General features: G+C 72.2%; 20 protein-coding genes. 14 read left to right on the forward strand and 6 right to left on the reverse strand.

Features of this window, described 5'->3' with window-relative positions; genetic code table 11:
• The first annotated feature begins 195 nt into the window (after positions 1-195).
• The 7 genes from ACZ7M3_RS13035 to pcaDC are packed head-to-tail and all read left to right on the forward strand — an operon-like array spanning position 196 to position 6,629.
• Positions 196-951, forward strand: a complete 756-nt coding sequence (locus ACZ7M3_RS13035) for a CoA transferase subunit A (protein WP_472062966.1) — start codon at positions 196-198, stop codon at positions 949-951.
• Positions 951-1,610, forward strand: coding sequence for a CoA transferase subunit B (locus tag ACZ7M3_RS13040; RefSeq protein ID WP_472062968.1), 660 nt, complete (start codon positions 951-953; stop codon positions 1,608-1,610). Before ACZ7M3_RS13035 ends, ACZ7M3_RS13040 begins: the two co-directional genes overlap by 1 nt.
• The gene (locus tag ACZ7M3_RS13045) at positions 1,607-2,809 is read left to right on the forward strand and encodes a thiolase family protein (RefSeq protein ID WP_472062970.1); all 1,203 of its coding nucleotides are present in this window, start codon (positions 1,607-1,609) and stop codon (positions 2,807-2,809) included. The genes ACZ7M3_RS13040 and ACZ7M3_RS13045 overlap by 4 nt, the downstream gene beginning before the upstream one ends.
• A 10-nt stretch (positions 2,810-2,819) precedes the next feature.
• Positions 2,820-3,590, forward strand: a complete 771-nt coding sequence (gene pcaH / locus ACZ7M3_RS13050; protein ID WP_472062972.1) for a protocatechuate 3,4-dioxygenase subunit beta — start codon at positions 2,820-2,822, stop codon at positions 3,588-3,590.
• A gap of 2 nt (positions 3,591-3,592) precedes the next feature.
• The gene (gene pcaG, locus ACZ7M3_RS13055; RefSeq protein WP_472062974.1) at positions 3,593-4,156 is read left to right on the forward strand and encodes a protocatechuate 3,4-dioxygenase subunit alpha; all 564 of its coding nucleotides are present in this window, start codon (positions 3,593-3,595) and stop codon (positions 4,154-4,156) included.
• The gene (pcaB, locus tag ACZ7M3_RS13060; protein WP_472062976.1) at positions 4,153-5,496 is read left to right on the forward strand and encodes a 3-carboxy-cis,cis-muconate cycloisomerase; all 1,344 of its coding nucleotides are present in this window, start codon (positions 4,153-4,155) and stop codon (positions 5,494-5,496) included. The genes pcaG and pcaB overlap by 4 nt, the downstream gene beginning before the upstream one ends.
• Entirely contained in the window at positions 5,493-6,629 is a 1,137-nt protein-coding gene (pcaDC, locus tag ACZ7M3_RS13065) for a bifunctional 3-oxoadipate enol-lactonase/4-carboxymuconolactone decarboxylase PcaDC (RefSeq protein WP_472062978.1), read from the forward strand. Before pcaB ends, pcaDC begins: the two co-directional genes overlap by 4 nt.
• A 48-nt stretch (positions 6,630-6,677) precedes the next feature.
• Here pcaDC and ACZ7M3_RS13070 read toward each other — a convergent pair whose 3' ends face one another.
• Positions 6,678-9,359: an ATP-binding protein gene (locus tag ACZ7M3_RS13070; protein ID WP_472062979.1), complete on the reverse strand. Its 2,682-nt coding sequence runs from the start codon at positions 9,357-9,359 to the stop codon at positions 6,678-6,680.
• Positions 9,360-9,594: 235 nt separating this feature from the next.
• Here ACZ7M3_RS13070 and ACZ7M3_RS13075 point away from each other — a divergent pair, with 235 nt between their 5' ends.
• The 3 genes from ACZ7M3_RS13075 (at position 9,595) to ACZ7M3_RS13085 (ending at position 13,160) form a co-directional block, all read left to right on the forward strand.
• Complete coding sequence (locus tag ACZ7M3_RS13075; protein WP_472062981.1) at positions 9,595-10,887, forward strand: MFS transporter; 1,293 nt, start codon at positions 9,595-9,597, stop codon at positions 10,885-10,887.
• A gap of 4 nt (positions 10,888-10,891) precedes the next feature.
• The gene (locus ACZ7M3_RS13080) at positions 10,892-12,046 is read left to right on the forward strand and encodes an anhydro-N-acetylmuramic acid kinase (RefSeq protein WP_472062983.1); all 1,155 of its coding nucleotides are present in this window, start codon (positions 10,892-10,894) and stop codon (positions 12,044-12,046) included.
• A gap of 109 nt (positions 12,047-12,155) precedes the next feature.
• Complete coding sequence (locus ACZ7M3_RS13085) at positions 12,156-13,160, forward strand: DUF2510 domain-containing protein (protein ID WP_472062985.1); 1,005 nt, start codon at positions 12,156-12,158, stop codon at positions 13,158-13,160.
• A gap of 245 nt (positions 13,161-13,405) precedes the next feature.
• Here ACZ7M3_RS13085 and ACZ7M3_RS13090 read toward each other — a convergent pair whose 3' ends face one another.
• Positions 13,406-14,020: a TetR/AcrR family transcriptional regulator gene (locus ACZ7M3_RS13090; RefSeq protein ID WP_075030422.1), complete on the reverse strand. Its 615-nt coding sequence runs from the start codon at positions 14,018-14,020 to the stop codon at positions 13,406-13,408.
• A gap of 259 nt (positions 14,021-14,279) precedes the next feature.
• Here ACZ7M3_RS13090 and ACZ7M3_RS13095 point away from each other — a divergent pair, with 259 nt between their 5' ends.
• Entirely contained in the window at positions 14,280-15,179 is a 900-nt protein-coding gene (locus tag ACZ7M3_RS13095; protein ID WP_472062987.1) for a phosphatase PAP2 family protein, read from the forward strand.
• Positions 15,176-16,135, forward strand: coding sequence for a DMT family transporter (locus ACZ7M3_RS13100; protein WP_472062989.1), 960 nt, complete (start codon positions 15,176-15,178; stop codon positions 16,133-16,135). The genes ACZ7M3_RS13095 and ACZ7M3_RS13100 overlap by 4 nt, the downstream gene beginning before the upstream one ends.
• A gap of 97 nt (positions 16,136-16,232) precedes the next feature.
• Here the strand turns inward: ACZ7M3_RS13100 and ACZ7M3_RS13105 are convergent, their stop codons facing one another.
• From ACZ7M3_RS13105 to ACZ7M3_RS13120, 4 genes are all read right to left on the reverse strand, one after another.
• Positions 16,233-17,078 (reverse strand): LURP-one-related family protein, encoded by an 846-nt coding sequence (locus tag ACZ7M3_RS13105; protein ID WP_472062991.1) that lies wholly within the window; start codon positions 17,076-17,078, stop codon positions 16,233-16,235.
• 52 nt (positions 17,079-17,130) lie between these two features.
• A complete protein-coding gene (locus tag ACZ7M3_RS13110; RefSeq protein ID WP_472062993.1) occupies positions 17,131-19,182 on the reverse strand; it encodes a phosphocholine-specific phospholipase C in 2,052 nt (683 codons plus the stop codon).
• 164 nt (positions 19,183-19,346) lie between these two features.
• On the reverse strand, positions 19,347-20,255 hold the full coding sequence (locus ACZ7M3_RS13115; RefSeq protein ID WP_472062995.1) for a hypothetical protein: 909 nt from the start codon (positions 20,253-20,255) through the stop codon (positions 19,347-19,349).
• Positions 20,252-20,662: a hypothetical protein gene (locus tag ACZ7M3_RS13120; protein WP_472062997.1), complete on the reverse strand. Its 411-nt coding sequence runs from the start codon at positions 20,660-20,662 to the stop codon at positions 20,252-20,254. Before ACZ7M3_RS13120 ends, ACZ7M3_RS13115 begins: the two co-directional genes overlap by 4 nt.
• Before the next feature lie 154 nt (positions 20,663-20,816).
• Between ACZ7M3_RS13120 and ACZ7M3_RS13125 the strand changes: the two genes are divergently transcribed.
• Both ACZ7M3_RS13125 and ACZ7M3_RS13130 read left to right on the forward strand, forming a co-directional pair.
• The gene (locus ACZ7M3_RS13125) at positions 20,817-21,128 is read left to right on the forward strand and encodes a hypothetical protein (RefSeq protein WP_351299013.1); all 312 of its coding nucleotides are present in this window, start codon (positions 20,817-20,819) and stop codon (positions 21,126-21,128) included.
• A complete protein-coding gene (locus ACZ7M3_RS13130; RefSeq protein WP_472062999.1) occupies positions 21,128-23,986 on the forward strand; it encodes a CHAT domain-containing protein in 2,859 nt (952 codons plus the stop codon). Before ACZ7M3_RS13125 ends, ACZ7M3_RS13130 begins: the two co-directional genes overlap by 1 nt.
• Position 23,987 lies beyond the last annotated feature (1 nt).

A 23,987-nucleotide genomic window follows, 5' to 3' on the forward strand; every position in this document is an offset into this window, starting at 1 on the left:
ATTTCGTTGGTGCACTGAACGATACCGCGCATCACCGGGGTGCGTACCAGCGCGCTCGCGGCCGTACACCCGCTGATCTCATGGAAGTCTTGACGACATGGGCCGCTGGTGGCAGCGTGAGGGAAACCTCGCAGAAATAATCAGTGCCCTGAGTAATTGAAGGTCTGGACGCTTGGAAGAGATGGGGCTTCACGGATGGACAAGGTGGTCGCCACAGCCCTGGAGGCGGTGGCCGATGTGCCGGACGGCGCGACCCTGGCGGTCGGCGGTTTCGGGCTGAGCGGTGTGCCGAACGTGCTGATCGAGGCGCTGTACGAGCGCGGAGTCGGCGGTCTGGGCGTGGTGTCCAACAACTGCGGGGCGATGGAGTCCGGGCTCGCGGTGCTGCTGTCCGCCGGGCGGATCGCGCGGGTGACCGGCTCCTACATCGGGGCGAACAAGGAGTTCGCGCGGCAGTATCTGGCGGGTGAGCTGGAGGTGGAGATGATCCCGCAGGGCACGCTCGCGGAGCGGTTGCGTGCGGGTGGTGCGGGGATCCCCGCCTTCTACACCCCGGCCGGGGTCGGCACCCAGGTCGCTGACGGCGGCCTGCCCTGGCGCTACGACGGCTCCGGAGGGGTGGCGCTGGCGTCGCCGCCGAAGGAGGTGCGCGAGTTCGACGGCACCGAGTACGTGCTGGAGCGCGGCATCCGCACCGACTTCGCGCTGGTCAGGGCCGCGAAGGGCGACCGGCACGGCAACCTCGTCTTCAACAGGTCCACCCGGAACTTCAACCCCCTCGCGGCGATGGCGGGCAGGGTGACGATCGCCGAGGTGGAGGAGCTGGTCGAGCCCGGCGCGATCGACCCGGACGCGGTGCATCTGCCGGGGATCTTCGTGCAGCGGGTGGTGGCCCTCACCGCCGAACAGGCCGCCGCGAAGATGATCGAGAAGCGGACGGTGAGCGGCTGATGGCGTGGACACGCGAGGAGATGGCGGCCCGTGCGGCACGCGAACTCCAGGACGGGCAGTACGTCAATCTCGGCATCGGGCTGCCGACGCTGATCCCCAACCACCTCCCGGCCGACGTCGAGGTGATCCTGGAGTCGGAGAACGGGATCCTCGGTACCGGCCCCTACCCCACCGAGGACCAGGTCGACCCGGACCTCATCAACGCCGGCAAGGAGACCGTGACGGTCCTGCCGGGCGCCTCCTTCTTCGACTCGGCGCTGTCGTTCTCGATGATCCGGGGCGGGCACATCGACGTGGCCGTGCTCGGCGCGATGCAGGTGTCCGCGGGCGGTGACCTGGCGAACTGGGCCGTCCCGGGAAAGATGATCACCGGGATCGGCGGCGCGATGGACCTGGTCCACGGCGCCCGCACCGTCATCGTCGTCATGACCCACACCGCCAAGGACGGCACCGCGAAGATCCTTCGGGAGTGCGCGCTGCCACTCACCGGCAAGGCGTGCGTCAACCGGATCATCACCGACCTCGGCGTCCTCGACGTCACCGACGAGGGGCTGGTGCTCATCGAGACCGCGCCCGGCGTCACGGTCGCAGAGATCGTGGCCAAGACCGCCGCGCAGGTCCGTGTCGCAGCCGAACTCACCGAGGAGACCCAACCGTGAAGGACGTCTACGTCGTCGATGCGGTCCGCACCCCCATCGGCAAGTACAACGGAGGCCTCGCGTCCGTCCGCCCGGACGACCTCGCCGCCCACGCCATCCGGGAACTCCTGGCCCGCACCCCGGACCTGGACCCCGCCCGGATCGAGGACGTCTACCTCGGCAACGCCAACGGCGCCGGTGAGGAGAACCGCAACGTCGCCCGCATGGCCGCCCTGCTCGCCGGCCTGCCCACCTCGGTGCCCGGGGTGAGCGTCAACCGGTTGTGCGCCTCCGGACTCGAAGCCGTCATCCAGGCCGCCCGCGCGATCGCCGTCGGCGACGCCCACATCGCCGTGGCAGGCGGCGTGGAGTCCATGACCCGCGCCCCCTACGTCCTGCCCAAGAACGACCGGCCCTTCCCCGCCGGACACACCGAGCTGTACTCCACCACCCTCGGCTGGCGCATGGTCAACCCGAAGATGGACCCCCAGTGGACCATCCCGCTCGGCGAGTCCGCCGAACTCATCGCCGACAAACACAAGATCAGCCGCGAGCAGCAGGACGCATACGCCCTCGCCTCGCACCGCAAGGCCGCCACCGCGCGGGCGAACGGCCTGTTCGACGGCGAGATCGCCCCGGTCCCCGTCCCGCAGCGCACGGGCGACCCGGTCGTCCTCACGGCCGACGAATCCGTCCGCCCCGACGCCTCCCCCACCGCCATGGCCAAGCTCAAGCCGTCCTTCCGCACCACCGACGGCACGGTCACCGCGGGCAACGCCTCGCCCCTCAACGACGGCGCCGCCGCCCTCCTCCTGACCGACGAGGAAGGCCTCAAGGCCACCGGTCGTGAACCTCTCGCCCGCGTCCGAGCCACCGGCGTCTCCGCGACCGACCCCCAGTACTTCGGCCTCGCCCCCGTCGAGGCCGTCACCCGCGCCCTGGCCAGAGCCGGCAAGACCTTCGCGGACCTGTCCGTCCTCGAACTGAACGAGGCCTTCGCCGCCCAGGTCCTCGGGTGCCTCGCCGAATGGCCCGAGTTCGACCCCGCGATCCTCAACCCCCAGGGCGGCGCGATCGCCCTCGGCCACCCCCTCGGCGCCTCCGGCGCCCGCCTCGCCGGCACCGTCGCCCACCAACTCGCCCGTCAGGGCACCGGCACCGGCATCGCCACCCTCTGCATCGGCGTCGGCCAGGGCCTCGCCCTCGTCCTCGAACGATAGGAAGTCGACCATGGCCTTCACCCAGTCGGACGTCGACGTCGAGATCAAGGATCTCCAGGACGTCTACGGCAAGGCGGTCGCCGGCGGAGCGCCGGTGCGCAACCACCCGTCGCGCGACTACCCCCCGTACCGCAGCTCTTTGCTGCGCCACCCCAAGCAGCCGCTGGTCGCCGTCGACGGCGGTGACCCGGAGACGGTCGAGCTGTCGGGTCCGGTGTTCGGCGTCACCGACATCACCGAGCACGACAGCGACCTGACCATCCAGCATCGGGGCGAGCCGATCGGCGAGCGCATGACCGTCTCGGGCCGGCTGCTCGACCGCGACGGGCGTCCCGTGCGCGGTCAGCTCATCGAGGTCTGGCAGGCCAACGCCGCCGGCCGTTACGCCCATCTGCGCGAGCAGCACCCGGCGCCGCTGGACCCCAACTTCACGGGTGTCGGGCGCACCCTGACGGATGATCAGGGCCGGTACCGGTTCACCACGATCAAGCCGGGCCCCTACCCGTGGGGCAACCACACGAACGCGTGGCGGCCCGCGCACATCCACTTCTCGGTCTTCGGCACGGCGTTCACCCAGCGGCTGATCACCCAGATGTACTTCCCGAGCGACCCGCTGTTCCGCTACGACCCGATCCTGCAGTCCGTGACGGACCAGGCGGCCCGCGACCGTCTGATCGCCACCTACCAGCACGATCTCTCCCAGCCCGAGTTCTCCCTGGGCTACGCGTGGGACATCGTCCTCGACGGTCCCTCCGCCACCTGGATCGAGGAAGGCCGTTGACCATGACCGAGCGGTTGCTCCCCACCCCGTCCCACACCATCGGCCCCTTCTACGGCCACGCGCTGCCCTTTCCCGACGGCGGCCAGGTCGCGCCGCAGGGCCACCCCGAGGCGATCACCCTGCACGGATCCGTGCTCGACGGCACGGGCGAGGTGATCCCGGACGCCCTCCTGGACTTCTGGCAGGCGGCTCCCGACGGCTCCCTCAAGGGCGCCCCCGGTTCGATGCGCCGCGACCCGTCGACGGGCGGCTTCCTCGGCCGGAGCGGCGTCGACTTCACGGGCTTCGGCCGGGTCGCCACGGACGCCGACGGTCGGTACGCGCTGCACACCCTGGCGCCGGGCAACGCCGGGCTTCCGTACATCAGCGTGTGTGTCTTCGCGCGCGGTCTGGTGCACCACCTCTTCACCCGCGCGTACCTCGCCGACGGCGCCGACCCGCTGCTCGACTCGCTCCCTGCCGACCGGCGCGCCACGCTGATCGCGGCCGAGGGCGCGAACCGGACGTACCGTTTCGACATCCGCCTTCAGGGCGAAGGCGAAACGGTCTTCCTGGAGTTCCAGTGACAGCTGCCGGCCCGGTCCGCTCCGAGTCCGAAGCCGATGCCGGACTGCTCGCCCCCGGGTGGGCGGGCTCCCCGGCGGCGTCCGCGACCTCGGACAGCGCGTTTCTGGGGGCGCTCCTCGACGCGGAGGCGGCGCTGACCCGCGCTCAGGCGGGACTCGGGCTCGCGCCGGACGCGGCGGCGTCGGCGGTGTCCGCCGTGGCCGCGGCGGACCTCGACGTCAGGTCGATCGCGCTGCGCGCCCGAGGCGGCGGCAATCCGGTGATTCCGCTGGTCGCGGATCTGACAGCGGCGGTCGGCCAGGAGTACGGGCCCTACGTCCACCGGGGTGCGACCAGCCAGGACATCCTGGACACGGCGATGATGCTGGTCGCCCGTCGCACGCTGGACCTGGTCCTGGCGGATCTGGAGCGGACGGCGCGGGCCCTGGGCCGACTCGCCGCCGCGCACCGGGACACGGTGATGCCGGGGCGGACCCTCACGCAGCACGCCGTACCGACGACCTTCGGGCTGAAGGCGGCGGGGTGGCGGTCGCTCCTGCTGGACGCGCGGGACCGGCTCGCGGGTCTCCGGCTCCCGGCCCAACTGGGCGGCGCCGCCGGGACGTTGGCCGCCTTCGCGGCCTTCGGCGCCGAGGATCCGAGCGCGCTCGTGGCGGCGTACGCCGGTGAACTCGACCTCGCGGAACCGGCGTTGCCCTGGCACACCCTGCGGACACCGATCGCCGACCTGGCCGGCGGCCTGGCCTTCACGGCCGGGGCCCTCGGCAAGACGGCGGCCGATGTGCTCACCCTCTCCCGCACGGAGATCGCCGAGGTCGCGGAGGGGAGCGGTGGCGGGTCGTCCGCGATGCCGCACAAGGCCAACCCGGTGGCGGCCACCGTGATCGCCGCCTCCGCGCGGCGCGCGCCGGGGCTCGCCGCCACGCTCTACGGGTCGATGGTCGCCGAGGACGAGCGGCCGGCCGGTGCCTGGCACGCCGAGTGGGAGCCGTTGCGCGAACTGCTGAGGCTGGTCGCCGGCGCCGCCCACCACGCCGCCGAGCTGGTCGAGGGGCTTCGGGTGAACGCGGACGCCATGCGCGATCACCTCGCTCTCACCCATGGGTTGATCGTCTCCGAGCGCCTGGCCGTCGCGCTCGCCCCGGTGCTCGGGCGGGCCCGCGCCAAGGAGCTGCTGACCCGGGCCGCCGAGCGGGCCGTGGCGAAGAACCGGCCCCTCGTGGACGTACTCGTCGAGGAGCCGGAGCTCAAGGAGCTCGACCTCGTGGAACTCACCGAACCCACCCGCTACACGGGCTCCGCGGGAGCCCTCACCGACCGTGCTCTGGAGCGAACGTGACCCGCACCCTGCTCAACCACCGCGCCGAGGGCCCCGAGACCGCTCCCCCCTTGCTCCTCGGGCCCTCGCTCGGCACCTCCCACGCCCTGTGGGACAAGGTCGCGCCCGAGCTGTCCACCACCCACCGGGTGGTTCGCTGGGATCTGCCGGGGCACGGAGGGTCGGCGCCGGACCTGATCGGGCCGGGAGCCACCGTCGGCGACCTCGCCGCCCTGGTCCTCGGCCTCGCCGACTCGCTAGGCATCGAACGCTTCGCCTACGCGGGCGTCTCGCTCGGCGGCGCGGTCGGTCTGCACCTCGCCGTCCACCACCCGGAGCGTGTGTCGTCCCTCGCCGTCCTCTGCTCCTCGGCGCACTTCAACGGCTCCAAGCCGTGGGAGGAGCGTGCGGAGCTGGTACGCCGGGAGGGGCTGGCCTCGCTCGCCGAGAACGCGAACTCCCGCTGGTTCACGCCCGGTTTCACCGTGCCGCGGTTGATCGAGGACCACCGGAACGCGGACCCGGAGGCGTACGCCGCCTGCTGTGACGCGCTGGCCGCCTTCGACCTGCGCGACCGGCTCCCCGAGATCTCCGTGCCCACCCTGCTGATCGCGGGCCGCCAGGACCCGGCGACGCCGCCCGCCCACCTGCGGGAGATCGCCGACGCGGTGGCGAGCGCCACGCTCGTCGAGCTCCCGGGAGCCTCTCACCTGGCGCCCGCGCAGTGTCCCGCGGCGGTCCTGACGGCACTGCGGGCCCACTTCGACGGAGGCGCCGAGCGGGGCATGGAGGTGCGGCGTGAGGTGCTGGGCGACACCCATGTGGACCGGGCACAGGCCCGGCAAACCCCCTTCACCGCCCGCTTCCAGGACTTCATCTCGCGCTACGCCTGGGGCGAGATCTGGACCGACCCGACGCTCTCGCGCCGCGAGCGCAGCATGATCACCCTGACCGCGCTGGTCGCACACGGTCACTACGACGAGCTGGCCATGCACGTCCGGGCGGCGCGCCGCAACGGGCTGACCCCGGAGGAGATCGGCGCCGTACTGCTGCAGACGGCCGTGTACTGCGGTGTCCCGGCGGCGAACTCGGCGTTCGCGACGGCTCAGCGGGTGCTCGCCGAGGAGGAGGGCGACGACAGCGCCACAGGGTGACCCTGCCCGTCCGCTGCGGACATCTCGTCCTCGCGCACGGCCTGGCGGCTACCTCAGCCCTCTCCCCGTCGCCAGGACCTCTTCCGCCCTCGCCACCAGCCCGTCCGCCCCGCACGAGCGCGCCAGCGTCAGGCCCTTGCCGAGCTCCGAGACGGAGCGCGCCGCGATGCCGTACTCGACGCGGGCCGCCGCGTGTTCGTACTGGCAGGGTGAGGCCTCCAGGTAGGTGACGGCCTGGGCGGCCAGGCGTACCGCACGCTGGCCCGATTCGAGGGCCGCCGCGCAGCGCAGTGCCTCACCGATCGCGGTGTCCGTGCCGAAGCGCTCGGCCTGGCGGCGGGCGTCGGAGGCCAGTGCGGCGGCGCGGGCCGGGTCGTCCGAGGCGAGCGCGCGGGCGAGGTCGAGCGCCCAGGGCGCCATCACCGTGTTGTGGTGGCCGCGCGCCGCGGCGGCCTTCTCGGCGGCCTCGAGTTCGTTGATACCGTCCTTGACACGCCCGACGGCGAGCAGCAGCCGTCCGCGTACGGAACGGGTGTCGGGCAGCACGATGGTGGACGGGTACGGCGGTGCGAAGCCGTACTGCTCGGCGATCGCCCAGGCCTCCTGGACATCACCGCGGGCGAGCAGTGTGTCGACAAGACCGCAGGTGGCGGACCAGTACAGGGGCAACCCGCGCCCGACCCGCTCGGCGATGCGCAGCGACTCGCGCAGGGTGGTCTCGGCGTCCCTGAGGCGGCCCCGCCTGCGGTGGGCGAGACCGAGGAAGGCGTGCGCCAGGGCGAGGTGGCCGCCGCTCCATCCGGCGCTCGTGTAGGAGCGCAGCGCCTCGGAGAAGAGGCTCTCGGCCCGGTCGAGCCGGTCCGCGTAGGCGTACGAACTGCCCAGCATCATGAGGAGTTCGATGCCCCACTCGGTGTCGGTCCAGCCGAGTCCGGGCGCGAGGCGGCCGTTGACGAGGGCGCGGTCGCAGAGTTCCACGACCTCCTCCGCGCTCTCGCCGCGGGTCATCGCGTCGAAGCCGCGCAGTATCAGCAGGGCGCGCTCGGAGTTGTCGCGTCCGGTGCAGGTCTTGACGAGTTCGGCGAGACTTCGTGAGCGTCCCGGAACGTGGTCCTCACCCGCGTGGATGCCCTCCCACATGTAGTGGACGGCCTGAAGCCGCATCCGGGCGGGGCCCGCGTCGAGCCGGGCGGCCTCCGCGTCGACCGTGCGGACGGCCTCGTCCAGCTGGTCGTTGTGGACCAGGGCCTGGGAGAGGCGGAAGACGGCGTCCACCCGCAGATCTCCGTCGAGGCCGGACTGGTCGAGCGCGGTGCGCAGATGGCTGATCGTGGTGGCGGGAGCGGTCAGGAGGGTGGCACAGCCCAGTTCGTAGAGCACGCGCGCCTGGACCTCCGGAAGCGGGGGTTCCGCCAGGGCGCGCTCCAGACAGCGCCTGGCCGCGTCGGGCGCGCCGACGGCGAGGTGCTCGCGGGCGGCCTCGCGCATCTGCTCGACGAGTTCGGGGTCGTCGTCCGGGTGCACTTCGAGGAGGTGGCGGGAGGCGGCAGCGGCTCCGCGACCCGATTCGGTGACCGCCCAGGCGGCCTGGCCGTGCATCGCGGTGCGCAGCGCGTCGGGGATCGAGCGGTAGACGGCGCTGGCGATGAGGGGGTGTACGAACTCCAGGTCACCGTCGGTCAGTTCACGGCTCGCGGATTCGGTCGGGGTGAGGATGCGGGCCGCGCCGAGCAGTTCGGCGCAGCGCGCGGCCTCGTCGCGCTGCATCCCGGCGAGCTGGGCGGCGAGGTCGAGAGAGATCCCGGTGCCGAGGATCGCGGCCGCCCAGGCGAAGCGGGTGGCGTCGATGCCGAGTCCTTCGAGGCGGGCGACGAGTCCGCGCCCGCGTGCCGAGCGGTTCAGGGCACGCAGTTCGGCGGCCGAGGCCTCGACCGGTTCCAGCTCGCTGTCCTGCACCTTGGCGAGCAGTTCGACGGTCTCGTACGGGTTGCCGCCGGTGACCGCCCACACCTCGCGGCAGAACGGGGCGTCCGCGTGCTCCCCGAGCGTGGCGCGGGTCAGTCCGGCGGTGGCGTCGGGTGTCAGCGCGCTGAGCGTGACGATCGGTCGGGCCGCGGCGGCGACGGCCTCCAGCTGACGGGCCCGCTCACCGCTGACGTCACCCGGCCTGCGGGCGACCACGACGAGGACGGGCAGGTCGTCGAGGCGCTCGGCGAACGCGACCAACCAGTGCAGGGTCTCCTGGTCGGCCCAGTGCGCGTCGTCGAGGATCAGGACGAGGGGCCACTCGCGCTTGGCCAGCCGCCGCGCCGCCGCGACCAGTCCGTCGCACACGCCCTGCGGGTCGGCCTGGCGGTCGCCCGGTTCGGCGATGCCGAGCGCGGGTCCGGCGATGTCGTACCAGTCGCCCAGGTATTCGCGGGCCTCTTCGGGCATCAGCGAGACGATGGCGGGCTGGAGGAGTTGCCGTATGACGTTGAAGGGAACGGAGGTGACGGTCTCACCGCCGCGGGCCGACCACACCGTGCAGCCGTGGGCCTCCGCGATCCGGCGCGCCTCGGCGAGCAGCGCGGTCTTGCCGATGCCCGCCTCGCCGCTGAACACCAGCAGACTGCCGGAGGACGAGGCGTCCGCCCGCAAGGCCTTGACGGCCTCCACCACGTCGGCGATCTCCGCCTCGCGCTCCCACAGGGAGGACGAGGCGGCGGGTCCCGGCCGTGCCTCCGTCATGCCGCTGCCTCCCCAGGTCGCCCGTACGACGTACAGACATCGAGCCTAGCCGTCCAGAAGCCGATGTGGATGCCGGTAGGCGCACCTGTTGCCGGGACGGGTGACGGGAGGTGTCCGCAGGCGACGCGAGGGGGCGCCGACCAGCCGTGGTGAAAGTTATCGGCAGTCAAAAGACCTGAAAATGGCGCTAATTTTCCCAGGAACAGCGAGAAGGAACAACGAGGAGGAGGGACTCATGAGCGATGCCCGCGTGCACGACTCCGTCCCGCACACCGCCGGACGCCCGCGCCCGCGGCGCGGGGCCCTGCTGGCGGGCTCGGTCGGCAACTTCGTCGAGTGGTACGAGTTCGGGGTCTACGGCTACTTCGCGACCGTCATCGCGGCCCGGTTCTTCACCCCGGAGGGCGGCAGCGAGACCGAGGGGCTGGTGAGGACGTACGCGTCCTTCGCGCTGGCGTTCTTCTTCCGGCCGGTGGGCGCGGCGCTGTTCGGACGGCTCGGCGACCGGATCGGGCGCCGTCCGGTACTGATCCTGGTGATCGCGCTGATGACGGGCGCCACGACGCTCATCGGCGTGCTGCCGACCTACGCCACGGTCGGTGCCCTCGCGCCGTGGCTGCTGACCTTCCTGCGGGTGGTCCAAGGGCTGTCCGCGGGCGGGGAGTTCGGGGGCGCGGTCTCGGTCATGACGGAGTTTGCGCCGCCGGGCAGAAGGGGGCTGTACGGGTCGTGGCAGTCGTTCACGGTGGCGCTGGGGTTGCTCGGTGGTGCGGGTGTGGCGGCGCTGCTGGCGACGGTGCTGACCGAGGGGCAGTTGAGCGACTGGGGCTGGCGACTGCCGTTCCTGCTGACGCTGCCGCTGGGGCTGGTCGCGCTGTGGCTGCGGCTGCGACTGGAGGAGACGCCCGCCTTCCGGCACGAGGGAAGACAGGAGCGCCCGCCCGGGCGCGAGGTCGCGCGGGCCGTCGTCCTCGGAGCGGGACGCGTGATGGGCTGGTCGGCGGCCGGATACACCTTCCTGGTCGTGCTCCCCTCGTACCTCCAGAACACCCTCCACACCGGCTTCCGGCAGGCGCTGCTCGCCACGGTCCTCGCCAACCTGGGCTTCGCGGCCACGATCGTCCCGGCGGGTCTGCTCAGCGACCGGATCGGGCGGCGCCCCGTGCTGCTCACCGGCGCCGGCCTGGTCGTGGTCCTGTCCGTCCCGCTGCTCAACCTCCTTCAGAGCAGCGGGACTTCAGACGCCTTGAAGGGTCTCGCCGTGTGCGGGGCGGGTGCCGTCGTCGGGTTGATGGCCGGCCCGGGGCCCGCCATGCTCTCCGAGATGTTCCCCACGAGCGTCCGCCACACCGGCCTGGGACTCGCCTACGCCCTGTCCAATGCCGTGTTCTCGGGCTGCGCGGGCCTCATCATCACCGAGACGATGAAGCGGACCGGAAGCGTGGACATCCCCGCGTACTACGCGGCGGCGACGTGCGCCGTCAGTGCGCTCGCCCTGGCCACGCTCCCCGACAACCGAGGGAGTTGAGCACGTGCGGGTGATCGGCCTGATGTCCGGGACGTCGTACGACGCGATCGACGCGGCGGCGGCCGAACTGACCCTCGAAGGTGAGGACCTCACGCTGCGGCCGCTCGGGATGGTCGGTGAGGCGTACGACGGCGCGCTGCGCGAGGCGCTCGCGGCGGCGCTGCCCCCGGCGGCCACCACGCTGGCCGAGGTGTGCCGCCTGGACACCCTGATCGGGCAGGCGTTCGCCGCGGCGGCGGTCCGGGCCGACCGTGAACTGTGCGGCGGCGGAGCCGAGTTGGTCGCCTCGCACGGGCAGACCGTCTACCACTGGGTCGAGGACGGGCGGGCGCACGGGACGCTCCAGCTCGGTCAGCCGGCCTGGATCGCCGAGGCGACCGGGCTGCCGGTGGTCGCCGACTTCCGCCCCAGGGACATCGCCGCCGGCGGTCAGGGCGCGCCCCTGGTGAGCCTGGTCGACCTGCTGTGGCTGCGCGGCAGGGCGGGGACTCCGGTGGCGCTGAACCTCGGCGGCATCGCCAACCTCACCGCGCCGGACGGCACCGCCTTCGACTCCGGGCCCGGGTGCGCCCTCGTCGACGCGGCCGTGCGGGGGTTGACCGGGGGACGTCTGCACTACGACGTGGACGGCGCCCTCGCCGCCCGCGGCACCGTGCACGAACCGTTGCTGGACCGGCTGCTCGCGGAGCCGTACTACGCGCTGCCCGCGCCCAAGACCACCGGCAAGGAGCTCTTCCACCTCGGCCATCTGCGCGACGCGCTGACCGGGTTCGGCACGCTCACCGCCGAGGACGTCATCGCGACCCTCACCCGGCTCACCGCCCGTACGGTCGCCGACGCGGTGCGCTCGGTGGGTGCCACGGAGGTGATCGCGTCCGGCGGCGGCACCCGCAATCCGGCGCTGATGGCGATGCTGGGCGTGGAGTTGCCGGGAGTACCCGTACGCACGTCCGACGCTCTGGGTCTGCCGGCGGCGGCCAAGGAGGCGTACGCCTTCGCCGTGCTGGGATTCCTGACGCTGCACGGCCTCTCGGGCACCGATCCGGTGAGCACCGGGGCCCGGCATCCGAGTGTGCTCGGCTCGATCACGCCGGGGCGCGGCGGGCTGCGGCTGCCGCCGAGGGCGGTGGCGGCGCCGGTGCGGCTGGTCCTGGCATGACACCCGCTGGTCGTGACAAGGCATCCGGCGGCGCTTCCGGGGCGTTCTTGAAACGAATCTTCCGGATCCCTCTCATCCGCCTTTCACCCACGGCTCATACGGTGGGTCCATGACGCAGGTGACTCCTCCCGGTTGGTATCCCGACCCGGGGCAGACAAATGACAGTCCCGCCACCGAACGCTGGTGGGACGGCAAGACATGGACGGACCAGACCCGCCCCGTCGGGTCCGCCGCCGCGTGGGGTCCCCCGACGCACCCGCCGGCCGCCGGACCGTATCCGGCGCTCGCTCCGGGCGCCCCGCGGCGCGGACTGCGTACCGGCATAGCCGTCGCCGCGGCGATCGCGGTCCTCGCGGGCATCGGGGGCGGGGTGTACGCCCTGACCAAGAGCGACGGCGACGGCGGGAACAGCGCCACTTCCCAGGCCCCCGGCGGACAGAACGGCGGCCAGGGCGGATTCGGCGGCCAGGGCGGCGGCAACGGAGGCCTGGAGGGCGGAGCGGGCGGCGGCTCCGGGGGCTCGGGCGGTTCCGGGGGCCAGACCCCGGCACCGGGCGAGTCCGGGCAGCCGCAGCTCGAGGACGGCTACGCCACCGACCTGATCAGCGGCATCAGCGTGCCGGTGCCCGACAACTGGACCGGCGGGAGCACCACGACGGGTGCCGTGCTGTCGACCAAGGACACCTACAAGTGCCCCGGCGACACCTCGCAGGACTGCCAGCGGGGCGGAGCGTACTCGGCAACCGCCGCGGAACAGAAACTGAAGTCCACCACGGCGGAGGCCGCGGCCAAGGAGGACATCTCCAAGAACGCCACCGAGTCGTACGGCAAGGGCTACGGCACGATCACCTCGCACACGGAGCTCGCCTCCAAGGCGGTCACCGTGGCCGGCGAGAAGGGCTACCTCGTCCGCTGGAAGGTCGTCACCAGCAAGGGTGACGACGGTTACGTCGAGTCGCTCGTCTTCCCGTCCCCCGTCGACTCCAAGTCACTGATCGTCGTCCGCTTCGGCATCGACGTCAGCTCCAAGGCGCCCAAGGAGTCCGTGATCGACGACATCACCAAGGGCATCAAGGTGGCGTCGGGAGTGAGCGGCAACGGGCAGAACGCCTAGGTCCTGTCCGGCGGATCAGGTCGCAGGAAACGGGCGGTGCCTCATCGACGCTGCACCGCGTCTGCGGCATGACCCGCCGGACAGGACCTAGCCCGTAAATCCGTCCCCCGGACATGGATCGGCCGGGTGGGGTGCCCCTCCGCTCAAGAGGAACCCCACCCGGCCGGGGTGCGCGCCGCCCCCGTCCCCACGGTGCGGCGCCTGCAGGCCGACGTCCGGTCATCCCGCGGACGGCGACCTGAGTCTCAGGTCAGGCCGAGAGCCGGAATCACGACGGCCTCGACGAATTGTGTGAGATACGCCGCATCGGCGTTCCGCCCTTCCAACACGGGACGAACCCGCACCACACCGAAGAGCTGCGCCGGGATGAACTCCAGCGCCGGGTGGTCCGCGGCGACCTCGCCGCGGGCGACCCCGCGGGCGAGGATCTCCTTGACCGCGCTGATCTCGGGCTCGACGAGCGCGTCGCGCAGCGCCTCCTGCAGTTCCTTGTCCTGGAACACGGCGTGGCCCAGCGCCTGGTGCAGCTGGCTGTCGCGGCCCGACCAGTTCCCCGCGGCCCGCGCCATCGCGCGCAGGTCCCCGGCGAGCGTGCCGGTGTCGATGCCCGAGAAGCGCGGACAGCTGTTGGCGCGCAGGGCGGCGGCCACGAACTGCGGCTTCGTCTTCCACTGGCGATAGAGCGTGGACTTGCTGCACCGGGTGCTCGCGGCCACGCCCTCCATGGTGAGCGAGTCATAGCCGCACTCGCGGATCTGCTCGAGCACGGCGTCGTAGAACTCCTGCTCACGCTCGGGCGTGATCTTGGAGCGGCGCGAGGCGACGACCGTCTCCGGTCCGTCCGCGGCCTGCGACGTCATGGCTCATCTCCTCGCTCGGGTGGGTGGCTCGCCCGGTGTTCCGCTTCTCACAGTGTATATCGATACGCCACTGTACCGGTACGGGTCCGTATCGGTACAGTGGCGTATCGGTACACCTTCGTATCGGTACACTTCCGTATCGATGAGCCTTGGACAGGACCCACTCCGCTGTCGAGTGAGTCTCGAGTGATCGAGTGGATTCTGTCCTGGGCTCACCGCGCACCACCCCAAGCAACACCGTCAGCAAAGGGGCCGGGGGATGGATTCCCGAACCGAGCCTGCGGAAGCAGAACCAGAGCCGGTCGCGGCGACACGGCGGCCGTCGCGGCAGAGCACCGCGCCACGCCCGCCGCTCGTGCGGGAGCTCCTGCTCGTCGTAGGGCTCTTCGTCGTCTACAAGGTCGGCAGGCAGCTGGCCGACGGCCACACCGCCGAGGCCTTCCGCAACGCGAACCGCGTGTGGGACTGGGAGCGGACGCTCCACCTGCCGGGCGAGGGCTCCGTACAGGGCGCGCTGCTGCACAGCGACACCCTGGTGCACCTCGCGAACACCTACTACGCGACCGTGCACTTCCCGGCCACCGTGGCCTTCCTGGTCTGGATGTACCTGCGGCGCCCGGTCCACTACGTGTGGGCCCGCCGGGTCCTGGCCGCGGTCACCGCCGCCGCCCTGGCGCTGCACCTCACCTTCCCGCTCGCCCCGCCCCGGCTGCTGGCCGCCGCGGGCCTGGTGGACACCGGACAGGTGTACGGGCCCACCGTCTACGGGGCGCACCCGGCGACCGACGAGATGGCGAACCAGTTCGCGGCGATGCCCTCGCTGCACTTCGGCTGGGCGCTGATGGTGGCGATCGGCCTGATCGTCGCGACCCGCTCGCGCCTGCGCTGGCTGTGGCTGCTGCATCCGCTGCTCACCCTGCTGGTGATCGTCGGAACGGCGAACCACTACTGGCTCGACGCGATCGTGGCGACCGCGCTGCTCGGCATCGCGCTGGCCGTGATCCGTCTGCCGCGCGGGGCCGGAGCGGCCGAGGCGCGCGGCCTTGTGGCCGCCGACGAGACGTATGACGAAGCCGACGGAGCAGCCGGGAATTCCGGCGGGGCCGGCGGTGCTGGCGAAAAGGAATCCGTACCGGAGCTCGTGGGGGCAAGACGATGAACGCCACACTCGCCGCCGTGGTCCTCTCGCTCTTCTCGGCCGTGGCCTACGCCGCCGCGGCCGTGGCCCAGGAGCGGCTGGCCTCCCGGACGACCGACTCGGGCATGATGCGACTGCTGGGCAGCGGGGCCTGGTGGTGGACCGTCGTACTGAACGCCTCCGCCGCGCTGTTGCACGTCGCCGCGCTGAAGTACGGCACGCTCACGCTCGTACAGCCGCTCGGCGCGCTCACGCTGGTGGCCGCGGTGCCGCTCGGCGCGCGGGTCGCCGGACGGCGGGTCAGCGCGGTCGAGTGGCGCGGTACCGGGCTCACCCTGATCGGACTGTCCGCGCTGCTGGTCACGGCGTCCGGACCCGCGCCCGACGACGTTCTGAGCGTGCCGCAGGCGCTGGGCGTGGCCGCCGCGACGGCCGCCCTGATCGGCATGCTGTCGCGGCCCGGCAGCCGGCCGGGACTGCGGCACGCGACCGCCTCCGGGTTCGCCTCGGGTGTCGCCTCCGCTCTCACGCAGACGGTGACCGTGGCCGTGACGGACCGCTCCGGCTCGCTGCTCAGCGCCCAGGTGATCGTGGTGGCCCTGCTCGTCGCCGCCTTCGCGGCGGGCGGACTGCTCCTGTCGCAGATCGCCTACCGGGGTGGTCTCGGTGCCCCGCTCGCCGTCGTGACGCTCGCCAACCCGGTCGCCGCCGCGGCGATAGGCCTCTTCCTGCTCGGGGAGCAGTTGCAGGGCGGCCCGGCCGGCCTGCTGCTGGCGGCCATGGGCGCGGGCGTGGCGGCGTGGGGTGTGGTGACGCTGTCCCGCTCGGTGCCGGAGCCTGCGCTGCCCGAACCTCTGGCGGGCGCCGAGGACGAGCACCCCGTCGCCGCGGTGCTGGCGCTGGAGCCCGGATCGGCGGCGTACGAACCCTCGTTGCTGCCGAAGCAGCCCGGCTCGGGTCAGCTGACGTCCCTGTAGGGCTCCCGCAGGGTTCTTGGAAGGCTCCAGGAGCGCGCACAACAAAGAAGGGTGGCCGCGGAACTCTCCGCGGCCACCCTTCTTGTCGTGCGCCGGTTCAGCCCAGCCCGCGGGCGTCCTGCTTGAGTGCCGTGTCGACGGTGAGCGCCGTCGCGACGACGAGGCTCAGCAGGGGCTCGGGAAGCTGGTGGTGGATCTGGAGGACGTAGTTGTCCGCCGTGGTGAACATCGTCTTGGCGAGGCCTTCCCAGGTCTTGGTGATCCGGGCGACCTCGTTGTCCGTGTGGTCGACGATGGCGAAGTTCCAGGCGCGCCAGTTCTCCGCCTTGATCGCGCCGACCTGCTGGCCGTTGACGTTGATCGCGAAGTTGATCTTCCCGATCATGTTCTGCTGCACGATCTCGCCGACGGGCTGTCCGTCCGGACGCTCCACGATCACCCGCGACTTGATGAACTTCGCGGGACGCGTGAGCCGCAGCACCGGCTGCCCGTAGGCGTCACGGATCTCCAGCTTGTGCGTCATGTACTGGTCGAGGCTGGAGACGAAGCGGAGCACCTTCTTCAGACCGCTCTGACCGACCTCGACGACCGCGCCGAGCTGGTTGCCCTGCTGGTCCATGACCTTGTACTCGTTGGTCAGCTCGATCAGCTTGGCCTTCTGGTTCACCACCAGGACCGGCTCGGTGAACAGGGTGCCACCGCCGGCACCGCCGCCCGCGACACCCGCCTGCTGCTGCACCTGCTGCTGCACGCGAGGGTCGGGACCGGCCGCCGGCTGTCCGTACGGCTGCTGGGCCTGCTGCGGAACCGTCCGGCCCGCCGGGGCCGCCTGGTCCGCATTGGTGTGCTCGGTCCACTGCGAGCCGTCCCAGTAACGCAACGTCTGGGGCGCCCCGTGCGGATCCGGGTACCAACCTGCAGGAGTGTTCGAATGCGTGGTCACCGGGGCACACTACCGTGAGTTGGCCGGAAATTGACCAGAGCCGAGATATCCATCAGAAGGTGACGATCGCCGGGTCGCTCACACCCGCGTGACCGTTCTCGACATGTCCGGCGAACCGCCGCAGGAACCCCGCGTCGGCCGTGGACACGACGGTCAGGTCGTACCAGCGCCGGCTCGCCCGCAGGTCCACCGTGTGCCGCACGGTCGCGCCCGCCCGCACCTTGAACGAACTCGACCGCCCTCCGTAGCCGCTTGTGAGCTTGAGCTCGACGGTGCCGGAGCCCTTGTTGGTGAAGGTCAGCTCCACGTTCTCGCCGACGTGGCGCACGGTGACCTCGGGTCCCGCGGTCTTGCCAGGGCCCTTGAAGACGCGCAGGAAGCCGTTGGGACCGTGCACCGTCAGGTCGTACGAGCCGCCGGAGTACGCCGAGTTCCAGGTGTCGGAGACGGTCTTGCCGGCCTCGGTGGTGTACGTCCAGGGGCCGTCGGTGCGGTTGCCGGAGGTGACGAAGAAGGCGGCGCCGGCCTTGGCGCCCGAACCGAAGGCGAGCGTGAACTTCCCGGCCGCCGCGTCCGCCGAACCGTCCACGAAGGGCGCGTACCTGAGCGGGCGGGCCGGGCGCGAGCCGCGCTCCTGCCGGGGCAGCACGGGGTTCGCGGGCGGGGTCGGCACATAGTCGGGGTGCCGGTCGTGGTCCGGCGGCTGGTAGCCGTCGGTGTCCGGCAGCGCGACCGGCTTGGTGTCCTTGCACGAGAAGTCGAAGGCGGCGGTGAGGTCACCGCTGATCGCGCGCCGCCAGGGCGAGATGTTGGGCTCGTGCACGCCGAAGCGGCGCTCCATGAACCGGATGATCGAGGTGTGGTCGAGGGTCTCGGAGCAGACGAAACCGCCCTTGCTCCAGGGCGAGACGACGAGCATCGGCACCCGCTGGCCGAGTCCGTACGGTCCGGCGGCACGGCCGGCGTCGCCCTTGTAGAGGTCCGGGCCGACGTCGACCGTGGACTTGCCCTGCGCGTCCGACTGCGGCGGGAACGGCGGCACGAGGTGGTCGAAGAAGCCGTCGTTCTCGTCGTAGGTGATGAACAGGGCCGTCTTCGCCCACACCTCGGGGTTGGAGGTCAACGCGTCCAGGACCTGGGCGATGTACCAAGCACCGTAGTTCGCGGGCCAGTTGGGGTGCTCGGTGAAGGCCTCGGGCGCGACGATCCACGAGATCTTGGGCAGCTTCCTGCCCTTGACGTCGGCCTTCAGCTGGTCGAAGAAGCCCTCGCCCTTGCGGGCGTCGGTGCCGGTGCGGGCCTTGTCGTACAGCGGGTCGCCGGGCTTCGCGCCCCGGTACTGGTTGAAGTACAGCAGCGAGTTGTCACCGTAGTTGCCGCGGTAGGCGTCCGGGATCCAGCCCCAGGAGCCGTTCGCGTCGAGGCCGTCACCGACGTCCTGGTAGATCTTCCAGGAGACCCCGGCGGCCTCCAGCCGCTCCGGGTACGTCGTCCAGTCGTAGCCCACCTCGTCGTTGCCGAGGACCGGGCCGCCGCCCTTGCCGTCGTTGCCCGTGTAACCCGTCCACATGTAGTAGCGGTTCGGGTCGGTGGAGCCGATGAACGAACAGTGGTACGCGTCGCAGATGGTGAACGCGTCGGCGAGCGCGTAGTGGAACGGTATGTCCTCGCGCGTCAGGTACGCCATCGTCGTCGACGACTTGGCGGGCACCCACTTGTCGTACTTGCCCGCGTTGAACGCGGTGTGCCCGTCGCTCCAGCCGTGCGGGAGGTCCTGGATGAACTGCAGGCCCAGGTTGTCGGCGGCGGGCCGGAAGGGCAGCACGTCCTTGGTGCCGTCCGACTGGTGCCAGACCGACTTGCCGCTGGGCAGCGTGGACGGGCGGGGGTCACCGAAACCGCGGACGCCTCTGAGCGAGCCGAAGTAGTGGTCGAAGGACCGGTTCTCCTGCATCAGCACGACGATGTGCTCGACGTCGTCGATCGTGCCGGACCCGTGGTGCGCGGGCAGCGCGGCGGCACGCTCGATGCTGTTCGACAGCGCGGTGAACGCCGCGGTGCCACCGGCGAGTTGGAGGAAGCGGCGTCGGTTCACTTGAGGCATGACTGGGTGACCTCTTGTCCTGACGTGGTGCTGTGGATGGGACCTGCGCGGGGGAGTGTTCCAAGAGGAACGAATGTCGGGGAAGACCCCGTGGCGCTGGTGTGACGCACAGGGGTCTGCGGTGCGAACACCAGCGCGCGTGCTGTCCGCACCGATGCGCGGTCTCAGGCGCCCTTGCGGAGCAGGGCGGTGATCTCCAGGCCGGTTTCCCGCTCCAGCCTGCCCGGGCAGTCCACGCCGAGCACGAGGGCCAGGTCGCGGCCGTGGAGGTCCACCGCGGACTCGACCAGTTCGGCGAAGGCGTCCATCGCCGACCGGCCGCGGCGCGCCCCGAGCATCGCCAGGCCCAGCGCGATCAGGGCGGACGGCCACCACCAGACGGCGACGAGCAGGTACGGCACGCTCCAGGCGGTGAGGCGGAGGGCGTCGTCGTAGACCTCCCGCGCGGTGCGCAGTTCGGTGCGGGTGTCGGCGGACAGGACGAGCCAGAGCCGGGACCAGGCCGATTCGAGGTCGAGCCGGTAGGCCTGGTGGACGCGCAGGTCGAGGGCGCGGACGCGATCGCCGGTCCAGCAGGGGTGAGCGGGCTCCACCAGGGAGATCCGGTTGCGTACCGCGGCGAGTCGCGCGAGCTCCCGGACCGTGCCGGGGTCGAGGGGCGACCCCTGCTCGACGGCTCGCGCGTCCACCCGCGCGTAGGCGTCCTCGGCCGCCCGCCATCTCCCTCGCCGACGCTCGGTCAGCCGCCCGCCGAGCGGCCGCAACGGTGGGGGCCAGTCCCCCGTCCAGAGCCGCTCCACCGCCCCGCCGAGCGCCTGGGCGAGGAGGCCGAGCCCGGCCGAGGCGAGCACCGTCGCGGAGGCCACCAGCACCACACCGCCGGTCGACCGGCTCGCCGGATGCCCGGCCAGGTCGTCGAGCGCGCGCGTGATCCGGCCGATGTCGTACCAGTGCGCCTGGCCCAGCAGCCGCCCCGCCCCGGCGACGGCGAGGAACAGCAGCCCCGAGGGGACGAGGTGGGTGAGCCAGCGCGCGGCGAGGTTCTTGCCCAACTCGGCGAGCACGGCGTTCATGACAGCCTGCGGCGGCGCATCGGCTCGCCGTACAGGCGGCAGGTCTCCGGCACGGGTCGGTTCCGGGCCGGGGCCCGGCGGTCGCAGCGGTCCCCCGGGCAGACGTACGCCTCCACCACCGGGTGCCCTTCCACGGCCGCCGGGAGCCCACCGATCTCCGCACCCCGGGTGAACGCGCGCAATCCGGTCGCCACCCCGCAGCGGCGCAGGAGTCGGTGGAGTGCGGCCTGTGGACCCGCCAGGTCGCCGCTCCCCCGCAGCGCCCCGAGGATCTCCTCCAACTCCGGCCGGCGCTCGGCCGGTACAACGTCCCTGATCTCGTCCAGCCGGGCGCAGATGTCCGACCGCACGGCCCTCGACTCGCCGTCCCCGTCGCTGTCGCTGTCGCCGGTGCGGATTTCCGCCATCCTTGCAACCTCCTTACATGGCAACCGAGTTGAGAGGATACTGGGCGATCACCGACGGTCACGGGGGGTGATGCCGATGTTCTGGCGTCGACGCACGCGGGCACGAAGAGCGGAGCAGAACGGATCGGACGGACCGCGGTTCACGTTCCGGGCGATGCCGTCGGAGGCCGAGTTGCGCCGGGCGGCCGAGACGGGCTCCCCGCAGGCGCTGAACCAGTACGGCGTCAAGCTGCGACTCGACGGGCGCCTCGAGGAGGCCGTCGAAGTACTCACCGAGGCGGCGGAACAGGGCAGCCAGGACGCCACCGCCAATCTCGCCCTGACCCTGCTCTCGCTGGGCCGCGACGACGAGGCCGCCGCATGGTTCGACCGGAACGGGCCGATGGGCGCGCTGATGGCCCGACGCATCCGCGAGAAACGCGCCGAGCGTGACGCTCCGGGATCTCCTGGGCAGCACGGTTCCTGATGCCCGCCCCGTACGACCTGTTCGGCACACCCGGGTACGAGCAGTTGCTCGCGGTGCTCGGCGCCGCCGAGGAGTCGCACACCCGGTACGAGCGCACCGGCCGGCTCCCGGACCTGGAACGGGCCCTGGTCCTCTTCGACGCCGTGCTCGACAGGACGCAGAACATCGACCTCCGCGGCGCCGCCATGAACGGGGTCGGCACGGTCCTGTGGTCCCGCTACGAACGGTTCGGCGAACCGGCCGACCTGGACGGGGCCATCACCCTGTTCCGCGAGGCCCTGGCCCCGTACGGGACGGAGGTCACCGTCACCACGCCCTCCTATTGGACGAACCTCTCCGGCGCGCTGCGGCTGCGGTGGCTGCGTACGCACGACGCCCGGGACCTGACCGCCTCCGTCGACGCGATCCGAACGGCCCTCGACTCGACGCCGCCCGGGGGCGCGCGCCGCTCCAACCGTCTGAACAGCCTGGGCGACGCGCTGCTGAGCCTCTATCACCTGCATGGCGACTCCGCCGCGCTCGCGGAGTCCGTCGCAACCTTCCGGGCGGCGGTGGCTTGCGCCGAGCCGGGCACTGAGGAGCAGACCTGGGCCCGCTCCAACCTCGCCGAGGCGCTGCGTCTGCATCACCATCAGTCCCCCGACGGCGCCCCGGAGGCGCTCGACGAGGCGGCCCTGCTGGCGCGGGCGGTCCTCGCCACAGTCCCGCGGCGCCATCGGCTGTATCCGCGGTTCCTGTCGAACCTCGCCTCGATCCTGGCCGAGCGCCATCAGGCCCGGGCGGACCCCGCCGACCTGCGCGAGGCCGCCCGGGCCGCCCGCCGGGCGGTCGCCGCGACCCCGGCGGGGCATCCCAACCTGGTGCAGCGCAACGCGGTGCTGGCGACCGTACGGCGTCTGGAACTGATCGGCGCGGCAGATGTCGCCGCGCTCGCGCCCCGGGTTCTCGACGGTGTCGGCGGACGCCGTTCGACGCGCCGCGAACGGCGGGCCGTGCGCGCGTGGGTCCGGGCCACCGCCGAGGCGTACGCCACCACTCCCGAAGGGCACGCGCTGCGCGGGCTCGCCCTGCTGAACCACGGTTCCGCCCTGGGCGCGCAGGCGGTGACCGAGGGCGATCCGCACGCCCTAGCAGCGGCGATCGACCTGCACCGCAAGGTCGCGTCCGACCCGACCATGGACGTCAGCGTCCGGGTGGGCTGCGCGCACCTGTGGGCGCTGAGCGTCATCGGCGGCGGCGAGAGCCGCTCGCCCGACGACCACGCCGCGGCCCTGGAGCCGTTCCGGCTCGCCGTCGAACTGCTGCCGCGCACGGCGTCGTTCCGCATCGGACGCATGGACCGCGCACGCCGGTTGGGCGGGTTCGCGGGTCTCGCGCAGGACGCGGCGGCCTGCGCGCTGGAGCTGGCCGACCCCGAACTCGCGCTGCGGCTCCTGGAGCAGGGCCGTGGCGTGCTGCTCGCCCAAGCCCTCGACGCCCGTACGGACACCACGGACCTGCTGAGCCGTCTGCCGGACGAACTCGCCGCCGAGTACGCCCGGTTGATCCCCCAGCTGGACCGCCCCGAAGCCGCCGCCTTCATCTCGTCCGGGCCGGCCGGGACCGGTGCCGGCCACCCGGCCCCTGGCACCCCGCTGGCGGGCGAGGACCGGCACGCCCTGGCCGAACGGTGGGACCGGCTCGTGGCGGCGATCCGACGCGAGCCGGGCTTCGGGGACTTCCTGCGGCTCCCCCGCACAGCCGAGATGCTCGCCGGACTCGGTGACGAGGGCCCGGTGGTGATGGTCAACATCAGCCCGCTGCGCTGCGACGCGCTCGTCCTGCGCGAGGGACGGGTGCGGTGCGTACCGCTGACGGGGCTCAGCCATGCGGAGGTGGTCCGCCGGGCCGACGCCTTCCTCGTCGCCGTCCGTACGGCGGGCGACGCCGGCCGGCCGTTGTCCCGCCAGCGCGACGCCCAGTCCGAGGTCCGGGAGACGCTCGCCTGGCTGTGGACGGCGGTGGCCGAACCGGTCCTGGACGCGCTCGGGCTCCGCGCCGACGACGGGCCCGGCGGGGAGTCCCCGGGACGGATGTGGTGGATCCCCACCGGCCCCCTGACCGCCCTGCCCCTGCACGCGGCCGGGCGCCACGAGAACGACCGGGACAACCTGCTCGACCGTGCCGTCAGTTCGTACGCCCCGACCGTCAACAGCCTCGTCCACGCCCGGCGCCGCCAGACCGCACGAGCGGACCGGCGGCCGAGCGCCCCCACGGCTCCGCTGGTGGTCGCCGTGCCGGCGCCGCCGGGCGCGGGGCTCGTGCCGCTGGAGGGCGCGCGGGCGGAGGCCGCCCTGCTGGCCGCGCGACCGGGCGCCCGTCTGCTCCTGGACGAGCAGGCGGTACGCCAGGCCGTGCTCGACGCGCTCCCCCACCACCCGTGGGTGCACTTCGCCTGCCACGCCGTCGCCGCCGACGACGGGGCCGCGACCGGCCAGGTCCTGCTGCACGACCACGACACGGCCCCGCTCACCCTCACCGACATCGCCCGGCTCCAACTCCCTGCCGCGGAGCTGGCGTACCTCTCGGCGTGCGAGACCACCCGCGGCCGCGGCGAGTACGCCGACGAGGCGCTGCACATCACCGGCGCCTTCCACATGGCCGGCTTCACCCATGTCGTCGGCACCCTCTGGGCCGTCGACGACGAGACCTCCCAAGAGCTGGCCGACCACTTCTACTCGGCCTTCGCCCCCCGACACCCCTTCCCCGGCCGGACGGCATACGCCCTGCACACCGCGGTCCGCGCCCTCCGCGACGCCGACGAGGGCTACCGCCTGAACCCGAGCCTGTGGGCGCCGTACATCCATGTGGGGCCGTAGG

Source organism: Streptomyces sp. NPDC111656 (assembly GCF_055656965.1).

Excerpts from the sequence above, each read along its gene's own strand:
- pcaH (WP_472062972.1), top strand. The coding sequence starts at position 2,820 with ATGGCCTTCACCCAGTCGGACGTCGACGTCGAGATCAAGGATCTCCAG.
- ACZ7M3_RS13110 (WP_472062993.1), bottom strand. The coding sequence starts at position 19,182 with ATGCCTCAAGTGAACCGACGCCGCTTCCTCCAACTCGCCGGTGGCACC.
- ACZ7M3_RS13085 (WP_472062985.1), top strand. The coding sequence starts at position 12,156 with ATGACGCAGGTGACTCCTCCCGGTTGGTATCCCGACCCGGGGCAGACA.
- ACZ7M3_RS13035 (WP_472062966.1), top strand. The coding sequence starts at position 196 with ATGGACAAGGTGGTCGCCACAGCCCTGGAGGCGGTGGCCGATGTGCCG.
- ACZ7M3_RS13040 (WP_472062968.1), top strand. The coding sequence starts at position 951 with ATGGCGTGGACACGCGAGGAGATGGCGGCCCGTGCGGCACGCGAACTC.
- pcaG (WP_472062974.1), top strand. The coding sequence starts at position 3,593 with ATGACCGAGCGGTTGCTCCCCACCCCGTCCCACACCATCGGCCCCTTC.
- ACZ7M3_RS13070 (WP_472062979.1), bottom strand. The coding sequence starts at position 9,359 with ATGACGGAGGCACGGCCGGGACCCGCCGCCTCGTCCTCCCTGTGGGAG.
- ACZ7M3_RS13115 (WP_472062995.1), bottom strand. The coding sequence starts at position 20,255 with ATGAACGCCGTGCTCGCCGAGTTGGGCAAGAACCTCGCCGCGCGCTGG.
- ACZ7M3_RS13075 (WP_472062981.1), top strand. The coding sequence starts at position 9,595 with ATGAGCGATGCCCGCGTGCACGACTCCGTCCCGCACACCGCCGGACGC.
- ACZ7M3_RS13090 (WP_075030422.1), bottom strand. The coding sequence starts at position 14,020 with ATGACGTCGCAGGCCGCGGACGGACCGGAGACGGTCGTCGCCTCGCGC.
- ACZ7M3_RS13130 (WP_472062999.1), top strand. The coding sequence starts at position 21,128 with ATGCCCGCCCCGTACGACCTGTTCGGCACACCCGGGTACGAGCAGTTG.
- ACZ7M3_RS13125 (WP_351299013.1), top strand. The coding sequence starts at position 20,817 with ATGCCGTCGGAGGCCGAGTTGCGCCGGGCGGCCGAGACGGGCTCCCCG.
- ACZ7M3_RS13100 (WP_472062989.1), top strand. The coding sequence starts at position 15,176 with ATGAACGCCACACTCGCCGCCGTGGTCCTCTCGCTCTTCTCGGCCGTG.
- ACZ7M3_RS13095 (WP_472062987.1), top strand. The coding sequence starts at position 14,280 with ATGGATTCCCGAACCGAGCCTGCGGAAGCAGAACCAGAGCCGGTCGCG.
- ACZ7M3_RS13120 (WP_472062997.1), bottom strand. The coding sequence starts at position 20,662 with ATGGCGGAAATCCGCACCGGCGACAGCGACAGCGACGGGGACGGCGAG.